The organism is Spongiibacter tropicus DSM 19543, from assembly GCF_000420325.1.
GTDB lineage: Bacteria > Pseudomonadota > Gammaproteobacteria > Pseudomonadales > Spongiibacteraceae > Spongiibacter > Spongiibacter tropicus.
In genome coordinates, this window is record NZ_ATUS01000001.1 from 1,227,291 (window position 1) to 1,243,390 (window position 16,100).

The following is a 16,100-nucleotide window of genomic DNA, read 5'->3' on the forward strand; positions in this document are numbered from 1 at the left end:
TGACCTTTCCGTTTCAGCGGCTGTACACCGGCACTCGGCTGTTCCAACGCTGGGCGTCACGACCGTGTTTGCCTTTGTAGCCATGTTTGTCTTTGTAGTGATGCTTGCCGTGACCTTTTCCAGGATGCCACTTGTGATCATAACGGCTGTCGAAACGGCCATCGCGATAACCGTGCTTATAGGCCGATTGATGGTGGCCGTAGGGTTTGTGCTGGCGGTAACCCTGCTCGTAACCGCGTCGGTAGTCGTAGCGGGCATCGTAGCGATGATCGCGGTGATCGTCGTTTTGAGCGGCCACCACGATGGCGGCACCCAGCAGCACCGCCAGGGCGGCTTCGCCGCTATCAGCGCGCGCCTGCTGCGGCACCACAAGTGCCGCAGCCATTAACAGAACCATCCCGGCCGCCATGGCACTGCGATGCTGAAATACAGATAAGGTTGAGGTTTTCATAGCTAATTCCTCCTGATGGACGCGTCCAGAGTAGCGACGTTTATCTGAACAGCGGCTGAAAGCACTTCGACATATTTCCATCTTTTGAGGCGCATGAAATCACTTGCAAAATATCAACACTAGCGTGTAAAAATACACCATTGTAAATTTCTCAACTCACAACAATAAGGATCAGGGAGAAATCATGCAGAGCTTCAAAGACAAGGTTGTAGTCGTTACTGGCGGTGCCAGCGGCATCGGCAAATCACTGGCTCGCGCCTTCCTCGGGGAGGGCGCCAAGGTGGTTATTTCCGATGTAGAGCAAGGCGCCCTCGACCGCACCGCCAGCGAGCTGTCGGCACAGGGCGGTACCTTGCGCGCCATCGTTACCGATGTCTCCAAACCCGACTCGGTCAATGCCCTGGCCGACGCCGTATTTGAGGAATTCGGTGCCTGTCATGTGCTCTGCAACAATGCTGGCGTGAGCGTGCCCAACAACAATGTGTGGGATACCACCCCCAATGACTGGCAATGGGTGCTGGGTGTAAACCTGCGCGGCATTGCCCACGGTATTCAAGCCTTTGTGCCCCGCATGCTGGCTTCCGGGGAAGAAGGCATCGTGATGAATACCAGCTCCGGTGACGGCGGCATTTCGCCACTGGCGGATCAATCGGTGTACGCGTCCAGCAAAGCCGGTGTCTCGATTATGACCGAGTGCCTGAACGCGCAACTGGTCGGCCAGGACACCCGCTTGCGGGCCTGCATTTTCTACCCGTCGGGCGGTATTCTGCCCACCGGCATCTGGACAACGAAACGCAATCGTCCTGCCGAGCTCGCTCGTGAAAAACCCGCCCCCGACGGCGCAGAAATGACCTTCGACGAGTTTATGAGCGGCATGAAAGATATTGGCATCGAGCTGCCGGTACAGGATCTGGATGAACTGGCGCAATTTGCCCTTAACGGCCTGCGCGAGGGTGACTTCGTGATTATGATCGGTCGCGAATCCATGGAGGAAACCCTGGTCGAGCGCGCCCGCAAGCTGGCCCGTGGGCAGTGTCCCATCGAGCACGGTCTGCACGGCTGACATTGCGTCCTTTTCCAGCCTTGATTGCCTCTCCGATCGTGCTAGCGTAGCCGTTGGTCGAACGCATGAGGCAACAATGCTGGAATACAGACAGGGCAATTTCGGGCGCGGCGAGGCCGTATGGCTGCAAGGCGGCCAAGCGCTGCAGAACCAAGCACTGAGAAACCAAGTACGACAACACGTCGCAACGCAGCCCGCCATTCATTTCGCCCCGGCCAACGGCTTCCCCGTGGCCAGCTACCGTTTTTTCCTCAAGCACTTTGCCGATGAATACCCGCTACTGGGACTGGAGAATCGTGGCGCCTGGGGCGAACACCCCCCTGCCCCCGACTTTAACTGGCGGGGGCACGCCGACGACCTGATCGCCTTTCTCGATCAACACGGCCAGGGTCCGGTGATCGGCATCGGTCATTCCATCGGCGCCACCGTTACCACGCTGGCCGCCGCCCGACGACCGGACTTGTTTCGCGCCCTGATTCTCTGCGATCCCGCTACGCTGCCGGGCCGCTATCTGTACCGCGCCCACAGATTGGTCGCGCCGCACTTCACCCGACATCTGTCGCTGGTCAAGCGCACCCGTAAACGCCCCACGCACTGGCCCAGTCGGCAGGCATTTATTGATTATCACCGCAACAAGCCGGTGTTCCGCCCGTTCAGCGATGAGGCCTTTGCCGACTACGCGGAGGCCGCCCTGATTGAACAGGACGACGGCCAGCTCGCCATGCGCTATCACCCGGACTGGGAAGCGCAAAACTTCAGCCGGACGCACTCACCGTGGCAAGCACTGAAGCGTATTCAGTGCCCCACACTGTTGCTGCGCGCCGAACACTCCTTTTTGCATCCCGAGGCCGTATTCCGCTACCACAGCCAGCGCTTGCCCGACGTCGTTGACTGCATGACCGTCGCCGGGCGCGGCCACATGCTGCTGCAGGAAGACGGCGACGGTGTGGCCGAACACTGCAAACACTGGCTGGACAGTCTTACGCCAGTGCCAATTTGAACTTGCTACACTAAATAATCCCCTTTGAGAGGTTCAGCATGAACGACATTCTCCCCCACTACATCAACGGTGAATTCATCCAGAGCAACTCACCACAGCATCTTGAGATTCACGACCCCGCGACGCAGGAACTGCTGGCTCGTGTACCGATGGCCAGTGACGATGAAATTGAGCGCGCCGTCGCCGGTGCCGCCGAGGCATTTACCCAGTGGCGCAAGGTCCCGGTGCCAGAGCGCGCCAGAGTGATGCTCCGCTATCAGCAGTTGCTCAAAGAGCACCACGACGAGCTGGCGCGTATTCTTGCTGAAGACAACGGTAAAACCTTTGAAGACGCCAAAGGCGACGTCTGGCGCGGCATTGAAGTGGTGGAGCAAGCCTGCAATGTCCCGTCGCTGCTGATGGGCGAGACCGTGGAAAATGTTGCGCGGGATGTCGACAGCTATAGCATCACCCAGCCACTGGGCGTGTGCGTCGGCATCACACCGTTCAATTTTCCGGCGATGATTCCGCTGTGGATGTTCCCGCTGGCCATTGCCTGCGGCAACACCTTTGTCCTCAAACCCTCAGAGCAGGTGCCCTTAACGGCCATGCGGCTGGTCGAACTGTTTGAACAGGCCGGCTGCCCGCCGGGAGTGCTGCAACTGGTTCACGGCGGCAAAGACACGGTCGATGCGCTGATCAACCACCCCGATACCCGCGCCATCTCATTTGTCGGCTCGGTGCCCGTGGGTGAACATATTTACCGCAGTGCCAGTCACGCACTCAAGCGCGTGCAGTGTATGGCGGGCGCCAAAAACCATATGGTCATCATGCCCGACGCCAACAAAGACGTCGTTATCAATAATCTGTTGGGCGCGGCGGTGGGCGCCGCCGGACAGCGTTGCATGGCGATCAGCGTGGCGGTGTTTGTGGGCGAGGCGATTAACTGGGTGGACGAACTGCGCGACAAACTGGCCAGTGTTCGCCCCGGCCACTGGGACGACCCCGAGGCCGGTTATGGACCACTGATCAGTCGCAATGCCAAACAGCGGGTAGAAGCACTGATTGCCAGTGGAGTGGAAGACGGTGCAACACTGCTGCTGGACGGCAGAGATTGCGAGGTTAGCGGTTACCCGGACGGTAACTGGCTCGGCCCAACGCTGTTCAGTAATGTGAGCACCGACATGCGCATTTACCGGGAGGAAATTTTTGGGCCGGTCCTGTGCTGTATGCAGGTCGCCAATCTGGATGAAGCGCTGGCACTGGTTAACAGCAGCCCCTATGGCAACGGCACCTCCATCTTTACGGCCTCCGGTGCGGCAGCCCGGCGCTATCAGAGCGAAGTGGATGTCGGCCAGGTGGGCATTAATATTCCCATTCCGGTACCGCTGCCGTTCTTCTCCTTTACCGGCTGGAAGAAATCCTTCATGGGCGACCTTCATGCCTATGGAAAACAGGCGGTGCGTTTTTATACCGAGACGAAAACGGTCACCGCGCGCTGGCCGGAAGACAACGCCAGCTCCCACGCCCCCAATATGACCATTGCCTTGAAGTGATAGATTTGAAGTGATCGTTTTGAAGTGATGGCTTCGGGCGCCGACACTTGGCGCCCTAATCCCTTTAGAAAAGAATCAGCTTAACCTGATTTTCAAACTCGGCGATCAAGGCGTCCCCCGTTTCCGGAGACTCTCTGGAGAGATCGAGAATATCGGGAATCAGGCTCAGGCCCAGTGACACGATCGCCGCGACAGCCGCGCGCTTGCGCTCAAGATCGAAGCGCTCAAACAGCCCCCGCTCGTGAAAGTCCGTGGCCATGTCTTCGACAATTTCCCGCACTTCTCCCCGAATGGCACCACGCAGCATGGCCGAACTTCCTGCCCGCTCGCGCGCAATCAGAATGAACAGCGGCTCGTTACCGCGAATATAACCAAAGGCGGCCTGTACCGACTCGGCGATCACTGCTTCTTCGGAATCGGCATCTCGCACCCCCCTCAGCAGTTCACGCAGGGCCGTCCCCACTTCATTGACCAGCGCCATGCCCAAGTCTTCCACCGACGCGAAGTGGCTGTAGAACGCTGGCGGGCTGAGACCACAGGCTTTGGTGATTCGCCGCAGGCTGATGCCCGACAGGCCACTCTGATCCTCCGCCAACAAACCGAGCGCCGCGTTCATCAGCTTTTCCCGGTTGCCTTTGCGGCTCTGCTTCGGCTTGTTTTCCGTCATCGTCGCCTCAGTCAGAAGGTTATTTTTACAGTTGTTAACAGGCTCACAGTTTGACACCCCCCTTATATCAAGACAAGCCGTTGATTAAAAAGGCAAAAAGTCTGCCAAGTGAGTCCCTGCTTGAATCCGGCCAATATATTGACAACTGTTAAGTTAGCATCTAGCATTATTTTAACACTCGTTAACTTAATAAGAGTCGATAACCGCGATGAACACTGCAAACGACACACACTGGCGCGACGCGAAGCGCTATCTCTGGGCGCTGGGGCTGCTGGTCCCGCTTTTTCCGATCATCGGTGCCGCGATTTACGTGGTCAGCGGACAGATCTGGGGGTGGTGGTTTGCCCCGCTGATGGTGTACCTGATTATTCCGCTGATGGACCTGCTCGTTGGCACGGATCGCTCCAACCCTCCGGAGTCGGCGGTGCCACAATTGGAAGCCGATGCCTATTACCGCTACATCGTCTACGCCTATATCCCCCTGCAGTATGCCGGCACCCTGATCGCTGTCTGGTTTGCCTGCACCGAACTGGGAGCCTGGGGCATTGCCGGCGCCCTGCTGAGCTGCGCCTATGTGAATGGCATTGGTATTAACACCGGGCATGAACTCGGGCATAAGCGCGATCCACTGAGTCAGTTTCTGGCCAAAGTCGCGCTGGCGCCGGTGGCCTATGGGCATTTCTACGTTGAGCACAACTTTGGCCACCACCGCAATGTCGCCACACCGGAAGACCCGGCCAGTTCAAAGATGGGCGAGAGCTTCTGGCGCTTCCTGCCGCGCACCGTTATTGGCAGCCTTCGCTCAGCCTGCGCCATAGAACGCCAACGTCTGGCACGCAAGGGGCTTGGGTTCTGGCACTGGCGCAACGAGGTGTTGCAGGCCTGGGCACTGACCGCCATTCTGTTCGGCGCCTGCACCGTTTGGCTGGGCTGGCCCGCACTGGTTTTCCTCGCCGTGCAAGCGGCGCTCGGGGCCTCTCTGCTGGAGGTCATCAACTATGTTGAGCATTACGGTCTGCTTCGTCAGCGCGGCGAGGATGGCCGCTACGAGCGCTGCCTTCCGCGCCACTCCTGGAACAGCAATCACACGGTAACCAACTTGCTGCTGTACCAACTGCAGCGCCATTCGGATCACCACGCTCACCCGAACCGTTCTTTTCAGGCGCTCCGGCACTTTGCCGACAGCCCGCAACTTCCCTCCGGCTATGCGTCGATGATGATGCTCGCCTATGTACCGCCACTTTGGTTCCGAGTGATGGACCCCAGAGTGTTCGCCCACCACCACGGCGACCTGAGTCTTGCCAATGTGCTGCCGGGGAAGGCGGAGAAGCTGAAGGCGAAATTCAAGCAACACGCCAGCCACGCCGCTGCATAGCATCGCCCACGCCGTAGCGCGGGTCGTTGACCTGCGCGCCGGTAAAAATGGAGAAACAATAATGATAAAAAGAACCAGCCTTTGGGGCGTATTGTCCCTCGGCATCGCCCACAGCCCACTGCTGATCGCCGCTCAACTGGAAGAAGTAATCGTGACCGCACAACTGCGCGAACAGAGTCTTCAGGATGTGCCGGTCTCGGTCAGCGCAATCAGCGGTGAAAAAATGATGGAAGCCGGGCTCGCCAAGATCGAGGATCTTCAGGCCTATGTTCCCAACTTCACCATGACCGAATCCAGCATCGGCACCGATATTTATATTCGCGGTATCGGCTCCGGTGAAAACCAGGGCTTCGAGCAATCGGTGGGCATGTATGTGGACGGCGTTTACTACGGCCGCGCGCAGCTCGCTCGGGCCCCCTTTTTGGACCTTGAGCGGGTGGAGGTACTGCGCGGACCACAGAATATTCTGTTGGGGAAAAACAGTATCGCCGGGGCTATCAATATCGGCACCGCCTCGCCCAGTCAGGACAGGGAACTCTTTGTTCAGGGCAGCTATGAACCGGAGTTCAATGAGCGCGTCATCGACTTTGTCGCATCCGGCCCCCTCACCGACGAATTCAGTCTGCGCTTTGCCATGCGCCAGCGGCAGATCGACGGGTTTGTCGAAAACCAGGTACTAAACCGGGACGAAGCAGAGCGCGACGAGGCGACCTACCGGCTGAAACTGGGTTGGGACCCCGGCGACGATTTCACCGCCATGCTCAAGCTGGAGATCGGCAGCTTTGATGTGGTCGGCCGCCAGTCGGAAATCATCAGCGACAATCCCTCGGACTCCGATATTTTCCTGTTCACGGGTCGCACCTACGGCGACATTCTCAACAATACGGTCTTCCCTGATCTCGGCGCCGTAGGGGGTGTCGTGTCGCTGCTGCCACCGGCTCTGCGCGATATTCTGCAACTGCAGGGCAATGGTTCTATTTTGAATATGCAGGCCGATGATTCGGTACTGGATACCAAAGCCGATCGCCGTCGCCATGCAAACGGCGACTACAGTTACAACGACACCCAGAACCTCACCTTGAAAATGGACTGGTATGTCGACGGGCATACCTTCACCTCGATCAGCGCCTATATGGCCTATCAGTACGACGAAGAATGCGACTGTGACTTTACCGGCTCGCCGCTGTTTCAAGTGGTCATGGAAGAAGAGTACGAGCAGTTCAGTCAGGAATTTCGCTGGGTGTCAGCACCCGGAGAGCGCTTCGATCTGATTGCCGGCGCCTATTTCCAGTACAACGACGTGTATTTCTTCGACTCCATCGTCCTGCCGTCCACGCTGATTCCACAGTTGATCAACGCGGCCGACATTCTCGAAGGAGGCGCACGCGGCGATATCGACCCGCTGGCTGGCGCGAGTTCAGCCTTCGAAGTACTGGGCATTGGCGATGCGGGTAACTCCCTGCTGGATATTCGCTCGCCCCGCGATTTCAAAAGCGATTCACTGATCGGCTCGGCCTTTATGCAGGGCACCTGGATCATCAACCCCAGTTGGCGATTAACCCTCGGCGGTCGTTACACCTATGAGAAAAAGAGCGGCAGCCGCAAACTCGAGTTCGGCTTACCCGATGGCTCGATTCTGCCGATTGGCGAGACCGATACCGCGGCGGCAGTCACTTTCGCCGCCGAGCGCCACGACCTGAAAGGCAAACGGACTGAATCGCAGTTTGCCCCGCTGCTCAATCTACAGTGGGACATCAACGACGCGATGATGGGCTACTTTTCCGCCCGGCGCGGCTTTAAATCCGGCGGCTACGATGCGCGCTCCAATTCCTCACCCAGCGCCGAACCCACCGCGCGCAATCCCAACGCCGTTGTCGCGAATCAGCAAGTCCTGATCGGCAGCTTTGAATACGAGGAAGAACGCGCCACGTCTTACGAGCTGGGATTGAAAACCACCTTATTTGACGGCGTCGCCGAGCTGAATACGGCCGTGTTTTACACGCGCTTTGACGATCTGCAGGTCAGTGTTTTCGATGGCACACTGGGCTTCAATGTCGGCAACGCAGCCAGCGCCGTCACCCAGGGGGTTGAGTTTGACGGTCGTATCGCTCTCAGCGAGCACCTGATGCTGGCGGGCGGCCTGGCCTTGCTGGACTTTGAGTTTCTGGACCACAAACTGGGTACTTGTATCCAGGACCAGTTACCGGACCATCCCAATGGTATTAACTGTGACTACTCGGGCAAGACCAATCAGTACGCTGCCGACTATTCCGGGAACCTGCTGCTGGCTTATGAGCGGGCACTGGGCAGTGCCTTGATTCTGCGAGCGAACCTCGATGCCATCTTCACCGACGAGTATCACCCCTCTCCCAACCTCGACGATCGGGTCAAGCAGGACGCCTTTGTGCAGTACAACGGCCGACTGGCGCTGGCCTCCAGCGATGGCACCTGGGAAGTGGCGCTCTTGGGTAAGAACCTGAGCGACGAACAGGTGCTGCTGTATGCCGTCGATACCCCGGTCGCCAAGAAGGTGATTGCGGGCACCACCACCCATCACGGCTTCACCAATCCGCCACGCACATTGGCATTGCAGGCGTCTTACCGCTGGTAAAGGATGGATGATGCCCTTGCGTCGGCAGTTTGCGCTGCCGACGCCTTTTTTTATCGCAGGCTGTCGTTCAGACGGTCGAGCACTTTCTGCCCCGGACACAACTCCGACTCACCAAGATCTCGCAGCGGCGTTTTACTGCTGCCGATAATCTCGTGCAGATCCTGAGAATCTTCATCCATATACAACAGACCGGTCAGCATCTGATCCTTGGCGCGATAGTCCTTGATCAGCTTGAGGGCTGAACGGCGGCTGTGCAGATCCAGCTCGGGATCCGCCTTGCGTAGCTCAACCACCGAACCGTCGTGCAGGGTCACGGCCTTGCTTTCACCCTCGGCGTAGTCCGCCGTAATTTCCTGCTTGAATGGCACATAATCCACGGTGCCGGTCGCGGCCAGATGATCGCGCACGTACTCGTACCCTTTGGTGGAACCGGGGTTGTTATTGAAGGTGACGCAGGGCGAAACCACATCGATAAACGCAAAGCCATTGTGGCTGATCGCCGCTTTGATCAGCGGTACCAGTTGCGCGCGGTCACCGGAGAAGCTGCGCGCCACAAAGGTCGCCCCCAGTTGCAGGGCAATACTGACCAGGTCGATGGCTTCAAAGGGATTGGGCTCGCCTTTTTTGCTGATGGAGCCGACATCCGCCGTGGCGGAGTCCTGCCCTTTGGTGAGTCCGTAGCAGCCATTGTTCTCGACAACATACAGCATGTTCACATTGCGACGTACCGCATGGGTGAACTGCCCCATGCCGATAGACGCGCTGTCCCCATCGCCGGACACGCCCACGTAAATCAGGTCCCGGTTCGCCAAATTGGCACCGGTCGCTACCGACGGCATACGTCCGTGAACCGAGTTAAAACCGTGGGATTTACCGAGAAAATAGGTCGGGGTTTTCGAACTGCAACCGATACCGGACAGCTTGGCAACACGGTGCGGCGGAATCGACAGTTCAAAGCAGGCCTGCACAATCGCGGCACTGATGGAGTCATGACCGCAGCCAGCGCAAAGCGTGGAAATGGCGCCTTCGTAATCGCGGCGGGTATAACCCAGTTCATTAGTCGGTTGTTCGGGATGACGAAACGCGGGACGCAGGTAACTCATCAGCCATTCTCCTTAGCCGCACGCAGCGGTTGGACTTTATTTTCGTCGAGCTGTTGGCGAATTTCTTTCTCGATCTGGCGGGCAGTAATCGGCATCCCGCCATAGTTGAGAATCGGAATGAGGCTTCGCGGCGAGATCAGCAGCTCATTGACCAACAGCGTACGCATCTGTGCATCGCGGTTCTGCTCTACCAGAAACAGCGTGTCGTGCTCGGCAATGAACTTGTCGACGGAGGCATCGAAAGGGAAGGCACGCAGACGGAGACTGTCGACGGTAATGCCGCTGTCGCTCAGGGCAGCGACCGCTTCGAGTGTGGCATCGCGGCTGGTGCCGAAATAAATCACCCCGACTTTGCTGCCCTGCCCAATCACTTCGGCGTCAGGCACATAGGTCTTGGCCGTATCCCACTTTTTCAGCAGGCGCTGCATATTGTATTCATAGGCTGCACTGTCTTCGGTGTACACCGCGTATTCATCCCGCGACGTGCCACGGGTAAAGAAAGCGCCTTTCTCCGGGTGCGTGCCAGGATAGGTGCGATAGGGAATGCCGTCACCATCGCTGTCCAGGTAGCGACCAAAGCGCTCACTCATCGCTTCCAGCTGCTCGCTGGTGTAAACCTTGCCGCGCTGGTACTCACGCGAGTCGTCCCACTTCAGCGGTGGCGACATGCTGTCGTTCATGCCCAGATCGAGATCATTCATGATGATCACTGGCGTCTGGAGCTGCTCGGCAAGGTCGAAGGCCTCAGCGCCCATATCGAAGCATTCGGCGGGCGTCGAGGGGAACAGCAATACGTGCTTGGTATCGCCGTGCGACGCGTAGGCGCAGGCCATAATGTCAGACTGTTGGGTGCGCGTGGGCATACCTGTTGACGGCCCCGCCCGCTGCACATTCACCAGCACGCAGGGAATCTCGGCAAAGTAGGCCAATCCGAGGAATTCGCTCATCAAGGAAATGCCGGGGCCGCTGGTCGCCGTAAACGAACGGGCGCCATTCCAGCTCGCACCGATCACCATTCCAATGGCCGCCAGCTCATCTTCGGCCTGCACAATGGCGTAGTGTTTATTGCCGCTGGCGGGGTCGATACGCAGTCGGCGACAGTACTTGTCGAAGGCATCGACTACCGAGGTGGATGGGGTAATCGGATACCAGGCCGCAACGCTGGCGCCACCGTAAATCGCACCCAGTGCCACGGCGGTATTGCCGTCCAGCAGAATCTGATCACCGACGGCATCGCGGCGTTCAACGCGAATCCCCAGCGGGCATTCAAAATTGTCCCGGGCGTAGTGATAGCCCAATTCCAGCGCGCGCACGTTTGGCGTAATCAGTTTTTCCTTGCCTCGAAACTGATCTGAAACCAGCGTGGTAAGCACGTCAAACTCGATATCAAGCAGCGCTGACAGGGCACCCACATAGATCACATTGCGAAACAGTTGCTGCTGGCGCGGATCGCTGAATTCCCGCTGGCAGAGGTCACGCAGGGGAATACCGATAAACTGCACGTCGCTGCGCATCAGGCGCAGGTCGAGCGGTTTACTGGAGTCGTAAAGAAAGTAACCGCCCGGTTCCAGTTCCTGAATATCCTTGGCCATGCTCTGCGGGTTCACACAGACCATCATATCCACGCCGCCGCGTCGCCCGAGAAAACCCTTCTCATTCACCCGCACTTCGTACCAGGTGGGCAGGCCCTGAATATTCGAGGGAAAGATATTTTTGGGGCTGACCGGCAGCCCCATACGAAACAGCGCCTTGGCAAACATATTGTTGGCACTGGCCGAGCCGGTGCCGTTGACGTTGGCAAACTTGATAACGAAATCGTTAACCGCTTCTATACGCTTCATCTCAGACACCCTGCCCCGCCTTGGTCACACTGTAATAGAACTTCTGCATATCCCAGGCAGCGGTTGGACAGCGCTCCGCGCAAAGCCCGCAGTGCAGGCAGACGTTTTCGTCTTTGATCATGGCCCGACCTGTGCGCAGATCGTCTGATACATACAGACTCTGCTCGTTATTATTGGCCGGCATTTTCAGCACCTGACGCAGGGCATCCTCGGGATCTTCCTCGTCATTCACCGCAAACGTGAGGCAGTCCGTCGGGCAGATATCGATACAGGCATCGCACTCTATACACAGCTTTTCGCTGAACACCGTCTGCACATCGCAGTTCAGGCAGCGCTGCGCTTCGTTAAAGGCGGTGGTGGCATCGAAGCCAAGTTCGACTTCCAGTCGGCGATCACTGAGGGTTTTATCCAGCTCTGCCTGCGGCACCACATAGCGTGTATCGGTTTCAATGCCGCTGTCGTAGCTCCATTCGTGAATCCCCATTTTCTGACTGACCAGACTCACCCCCGGTAGTGGCCGGTCGGTGAGCGATTCGCCGTTGCAGAACAGGTCAATGGAAATCGCGGCTTGATGACCATGGGCCACCGCAGTGATGACATTTTCCGGCCCAAAGGCCGCATCACCACCGAAGAACACCTTGGGATTGGTGGACTGGAAGGTCACAGCATCGACCTCCGGCAACTCCCACTTGCCGAATTCAATGCCGATATCCCGCTCAATCCACGGGAAAGCATTTTCCTGGCCGATGGCAATCAATACGTCGTCGCAGGCCATATCGACCGGCGGCTCGCCCGTGGGAATCAGCTCGCGGCGACCGCTGTCGTAAACCGCCTTCACCTTTTCAAAACGCATACCCACCAGGCGGCTATTCTCAATAAGGAACGCCTTGGGCACATGGTTATCGTAAATGGGGATGCCCTCGTGCTGGGCATCTTCTTTCTCCCAGGGTGAGGCTTTCATTTCTTCAAAGGGACTGCGTACAACTACTCGCACATCCTCGCCACCCAGGCGACGTGCGGTGCGACAGCAATCCATCGCGGTGTTACCACCGCCGAGTACCAGCACCCGCTTACCCACTTTCTCGATATGACCGAAGGCCACATTCGCCAGCCAGTTAATACCGATATGAATATTGCTGTCCGCCGCCTCGCGACCGGCGATATCCAGGTCGCGCCCCTGCGGAGCACCACTGCCGACAAACACCGCGTCGTAGTCTTTTTCCAGCAGGGCTTTCAGGCTGTCGACATAGTGATTGAAGTGCGTCACTACACCCATATTCAAAATAAAGCCGACTTCCTCGTTCAACACACTTTCCGGCAAGCGGAACGCGGGAATCTGGCTGCGCATAAAACCGCCGCCCGCAGGTTGCTCATCGTAGAGATCAATGCTGTATCCCAGCGGCATCAAGTCTCGCGCGACCGTCAGCGAGGCGGGGCCGCCGCCTACCAGCGCAATGCGTTTGCCATTTTTCTTCTTGGGAATATCCGGCAGCCGCGACGAAATATCGTCTTTCATATCTGCCGCTACACGCTTGAGTCGGCAGATCGCAACGGGCTCTTCCTCTACCCGCCCCCGGCGACACGCCGGCTCGCAGGGCCGGTCACAGGTACGCCCCAACACCCCCGGGAAAACATTGGATTCCCAGTTGATCATATAGGCATCGGTATAACGCTGTGCGGCAATGAGGCGAATGTATTCCGGTACCGGCGTGTGAGCCGGACAGGCATATTGGCAATCTACAACCTTGTGGAAGTATTCCGGGTTCTTGACGTCGGTCGGCTTCAATGCGTCCCCTCTCTTATGCTGCGCCAATTATTGTTATGGCAGGTCAGTGAGCAGACAAAATGTCTGCGCAAATTACAGCACAGCAAAGAGCAAAATTCACCAGCTAAATGGCGACATTTCCATGTCTAAAAAGCGACAGCCAATATCTTGAACCAAAAAAAAGCCGACCCGAAGGTCGGCATGCATGGAGCACTGCCAACAGGAGAACTCCTAGAAGCTGTATTTAATTTCCGCGCCGTACACCACGCCTTTGTTAAGTGGCGCGAAAGACGCCCCAGGACCACCGAAAGCGGCTGGCAACTGAGTGTCATTCCCGTGGGTCACTTCGTCTTTTAGATTCTTCCCGAAGATCGTGTAAGTAAACCCGCCTTTGGTGTTATAGCTGATTGCGGCATCAACCATATCGGCGGAATTCAGCACACCCAGGTTATCATCGGTATAGGCAGAGGGGTCACGATGATTGTAGCCAACCCGCGCGCTAATCATATCGCCGTCATTAACGTCGTACTGCCACGTCAAGCTGGTGCCATATGTCCACTGTGCCAACCGGGGAAGTGCAAGGCTTTTGTCTTTCCCATCAACCACCCCATCTCGATTCAAGTCCTGAAGAACCTTATCGTAATCTCCATCAAGGTAGCCGGCGTTCATAGACAGAACGAAATGGTCACCGAGACCTGCGAGGAGTTCAAACTCCGCCCCGGTAATTGTTGCATCGGCAGAGTTCACAATCACTTGTGCAACCCCTGAGGTGGCAGACGCGAAGTTTACTTCCCGCTGCATATCTTTTATTTCATTCTGGAATACAGCTGCGTTGATCCGTAACCGCCCGTCAAAGGCATCCACTTTCACACCCAGCTCAAGAGAGTCTTGTTTCTCTTCATCGAAAGGTCCGGGACTGGCAGTCGGCAAAGTATTTCGCTGATTGTAACCACCAGAGCGAAAACCTTGGCTATAACTTGCGTAAACCTGCGTCGCCTCAAACGGATACCACTGTATACCTATTTTGGGAGAGACATTGCTCCACGTTTCTTCATCGGTGAAATCATACGACGTACATTCTCGTCGGTCGGCATTACACCCATTCAAGATCGGACTTGGAGGTGTTGTGATGCTGGCGATCTTGGCGTCCTTTTTCTCTTTCGTGTAGCGCAACCCTACCAGCAAAGACAAATTATCTTTGAGTCTGTAGTCAAGAGCCGTAAATGCGCCATAGGTGTTTGTTACTTGGTCACCACCGCCAGTGGTGTCTACCAGACCACCGCTCAAAATTCGTCTCTCGATATAGAGCAAGTCTTGCCTGAAGTAATAAAGACCTGCAGTTACGTCATAACGATCATTGAGAACGATATTGTAACGAAGCTCATTACTGAACTGCTCCGCCTCCATGTACGTAGCAGCATGGAACCCAGGCACAGGTAAAGCATCGATGTCCGACACCGCATAGGTATTCAGGTCTTTCCAACCAAAGATATTCGTCAGGCGCCCCTCGCCAACATCGCGAACATGCTCCAACGAGAGTCGATCCCACTCAATGGTGTAACTGCCCTCTTCATCAATAGCAAAATCGAAAGTATCGCGATCAAACAAGGCATGGTTTTGCCCTGCAGGCCCGTCGCCATCACCACTGCTTTGTTCGTACTTGAGCGTGGTTTCTGCATTGGCATCACCGGCATGCAAATAAGTCAGGCCACCTCGGACGATGCGCATATAGGATTCGCCGAAGTCATCATTGTCGTTAGCCCGGTTTTCGAAATAGCCACCGTCTTTATTGAAGTACACCGCGAATTTACCCAGCAGTTTGCCTTCAACGAGAGACCCCGAGGTTGAAAGAGAGATATAGCGATTATTACCCGATTCGATAGACGCCCGCGCTTTCAGCCTGAACTCTTCCGTCGGATCAGTAGTACGCACCAGAACCGCACCACCTGTTACATTTCGCCCGAACAGAATGCCCTGCGGGCCACGCAGCACCTCGATACCTTCCATATCGAACTGGTCGAAGACGACACCGGAATTCGTGCCTTGATATACACCGTCAATGAACACACCCACGGTAGGGTCGATACTGGGGATCGAGCTGTTTACACCCAGCCCACGGAACGAGAAATTAGCCACCCCTTTGGCCGTACCAACATCGTCCATCGAGACGTTTGGCATGGTGTAAGACAAGCTCTGCAAGTCCCTCACAAAAAGGGCCTCTAATTGATCTTCACCGAATGCAGTAGCCGCTATGGGCACATCTTGAAGCTTTTCAGCCTCCGCTTTTTTGGTACCGGTAACGAGAACCTCTTCCAATAAGACCGACTTGTTCTGGGCGATTGCAGGCAAACTCAACATCGAGCCCGCAGCCACGGCAGATAGCAGTCGAATGGCGGTTACCAGGGGTTTGTTTCGCATGGTTATTTTCTCCCGTTGCGCTTATCTTATAGTTGTAAACGGCAAAATCAGCGTGGCATAAATCCGTCAAAACGCAAGCGAATTTCGAAAAAAGTGCGGCGATATGACAGGCACTGTCCATGTGCGCCAGTTCCCAAACTCGGGATGCGGCAAATATTTATCCGAACTATTCGCCAAGCCCCCTGCCTACACTGTGCATAAGTGGTCGTATACCGCTTCGTCACAGGGAAAGCGCTTACAAGGCACAACGCCAAGCACGGACGCCTCTAGT

The 16,100-nt window shown here is 56.6% G+C and carries 11 protein-coding genes; 5 read left to right on the plus strand and 6 right to left on the minus strand.

Annotation, left to right across the window (positions count from 1 at the left end; all coding sequences use genetic code 11):
* Positions 1 to 13: 13 nt before the first annotated feature.
* Positions 14 to 451 (minus strand): hypothetical protein, encoded by a 438-nt coding sequence (locus G411_RS0105825; protein ID WP_022958237.1) that lies wholly within the window; start codon positions 449 to 451, stop codon positions 14 to 16.
* A gap of 184 nt (positions 452 to 635) precedes the next feature.
* On the opposite strand from G411_RS0105825, the gene G411_RS19545 reads away from it, so the two are divergent.
* The 3 genes from G411_RS19545 to G411_RS0105840 all read left to right on the plus strand — a co-directional run bounded on the left by G411_RS19545 (position 636) and on the right by G411_RS0105840 (position 4,049).
* Entirely contained in the window at positions 636 to 1,514 is an 879-nt protein-coding gene (locus G411_RS19545) for an SDR family NAD(P)-dependent oxidoreductase (protein WP_022958238.1), read from the plus strand.
* Positions 1,515 to 1,590: 76 nt separating this feature from the next.
* Positions 1,591 to 2,514, plus strand: coding sequence for an alpha/beta fold hydrolase (locus tag G411_RS0105835; protein ID WP_022958239.1), 924 nt, complete (start codon positions 1,591 to 1,593; stop codon positions 2,512 to 2,514).
* A 38-nt stretch (positions 2,515 to 2,552) separates the two neighbouring features.
* The gene (locus G411_RS0105840) at positions 2,553 to 4,049 is read left to right on the plus strand and encodes a CoA-acylating methylmalonate-semialdehyde dehydrogenase (RefSeq protein ID WP_022958240.1); all 1,497 of its coding nucleotides are present in this window, start codon (positions 2,553 to 2,555) and stop codon (positions 4,047 to 4,049) included.
* Between the two features lie 64 nt (positions 4,050 to 4,113).
* Here G411_RS0105840 and G411_RS19550 read toward each other — a convergent pair whose 3' ends face one another.
* Positions 4,114 to 4,716 carry a TetR family transcriptional regulator gene (locus G411_RS19550; RefSeq protein WP_022958241.1) on the minus strand — a complete coding sequence of 201 codons (603 nt, stop codon included), beginning with the start codon at positions 4,714 to 4,716 and terminating at the stop codon, positions 4,114 to 4,116.
* A gap of 208 nt (positions 4,717 to 4,924) precedes the next feature.
* Between G411_RS19550 and G411_RS0105850 the strand changes: the two genes are divergently transcribed.
* The gene (locus G411_RS0105850; RefSeq protein ID WP_022958242.1) at positions 4,925 to 6,091 is read left to right on the plus strand and encodes an alkane 1-monooxygenase; all 1,167 of its coding nucleotides are present in this window, start codon (positions 4,925 to 4,927) and stop codon (positions 6,089 to 6,091) included.
* Between the two features lie 61 nt (positions 6,092 to 6,152).
* Positions 6,153 to 8,702 (plus strand): TonB-dependent receptor, encoded by a 2,550-nt coding sequence (locus G411_RS0105855; protein ID WP_022958243.1) that lies wholly within the window; start codon positions 6,153 to 6,155, stop codon positions 8,700 to 8,702.
* A 50-nt stretch (positions 8,703 to 8,752) separates the two neighbouring features.
* On the opposite strand, the gene G411_RS0105860 is transcribed toward G411_RS0105855, so the two are convergent.
* The 4 genes from G411_RS0105860 to G411_RS0105875 all read right to left on the minus strand — a co-directional run bounded on the left by G411_RS0105860 (position 8,753) and on the right by G411_RS0105875 (position 15,829).
* Positions 8,753 to 9,805 (minus strand): 2-oxoacid:ferredoxin oxidoreductase subunit beta, encoded by a 1,053-nt coding sequence (locus tag G411_RS0105860; protein WP_022958244.1) that lies wholly within the window; start codon positions 9,803 to 9,805, stop codon positions 8,753 to 8,755.
* Positions 9,805 to 11,646 carry a 2-oxoacid:acceptor oxidoreductase subunit alpha gene (locus G411_RS0105865; protein WP_028968191.1) on the minus strand — a complete coding sequence of 614 codons (1,842 nt, stop codon included), beginning with the start codon at positions 11,644 to 11,646 and terminating at the stop codon, positions 9,805 to 9,807. The genes G411_RS0105860 and G411_RS0105865 overlap by 1 nt, the downstream gene beginning before the upstream one ends.
* Before the next feature lies 1 nt (position 11,647).
* Entirely contained in the window at positions 11,648 to 13,432 is a 1,785-nt protein-coding gene (locus G411_RS0105870) for an FAD-dependent oxidoreductase (RefSeq protein ID WP_022958246.1), read from the minus strand.
* Positions 13,433 to 13,642: 210 nt separating this feature from the next.
* Positions 13,643 to 15,829, minus strand: a complete 2,187-nt coding sequence (locus tag G411_RS0105875; RefSeq protein WP_022958247.1) for a TonB-dependent receptor — start codon at positions 15,827 to 15,829, stop codon at positions 13,643 to 13,645.
* Between the last annotated feature and the right edge of the window lie 271 nt (positions 15,830 to 16,100).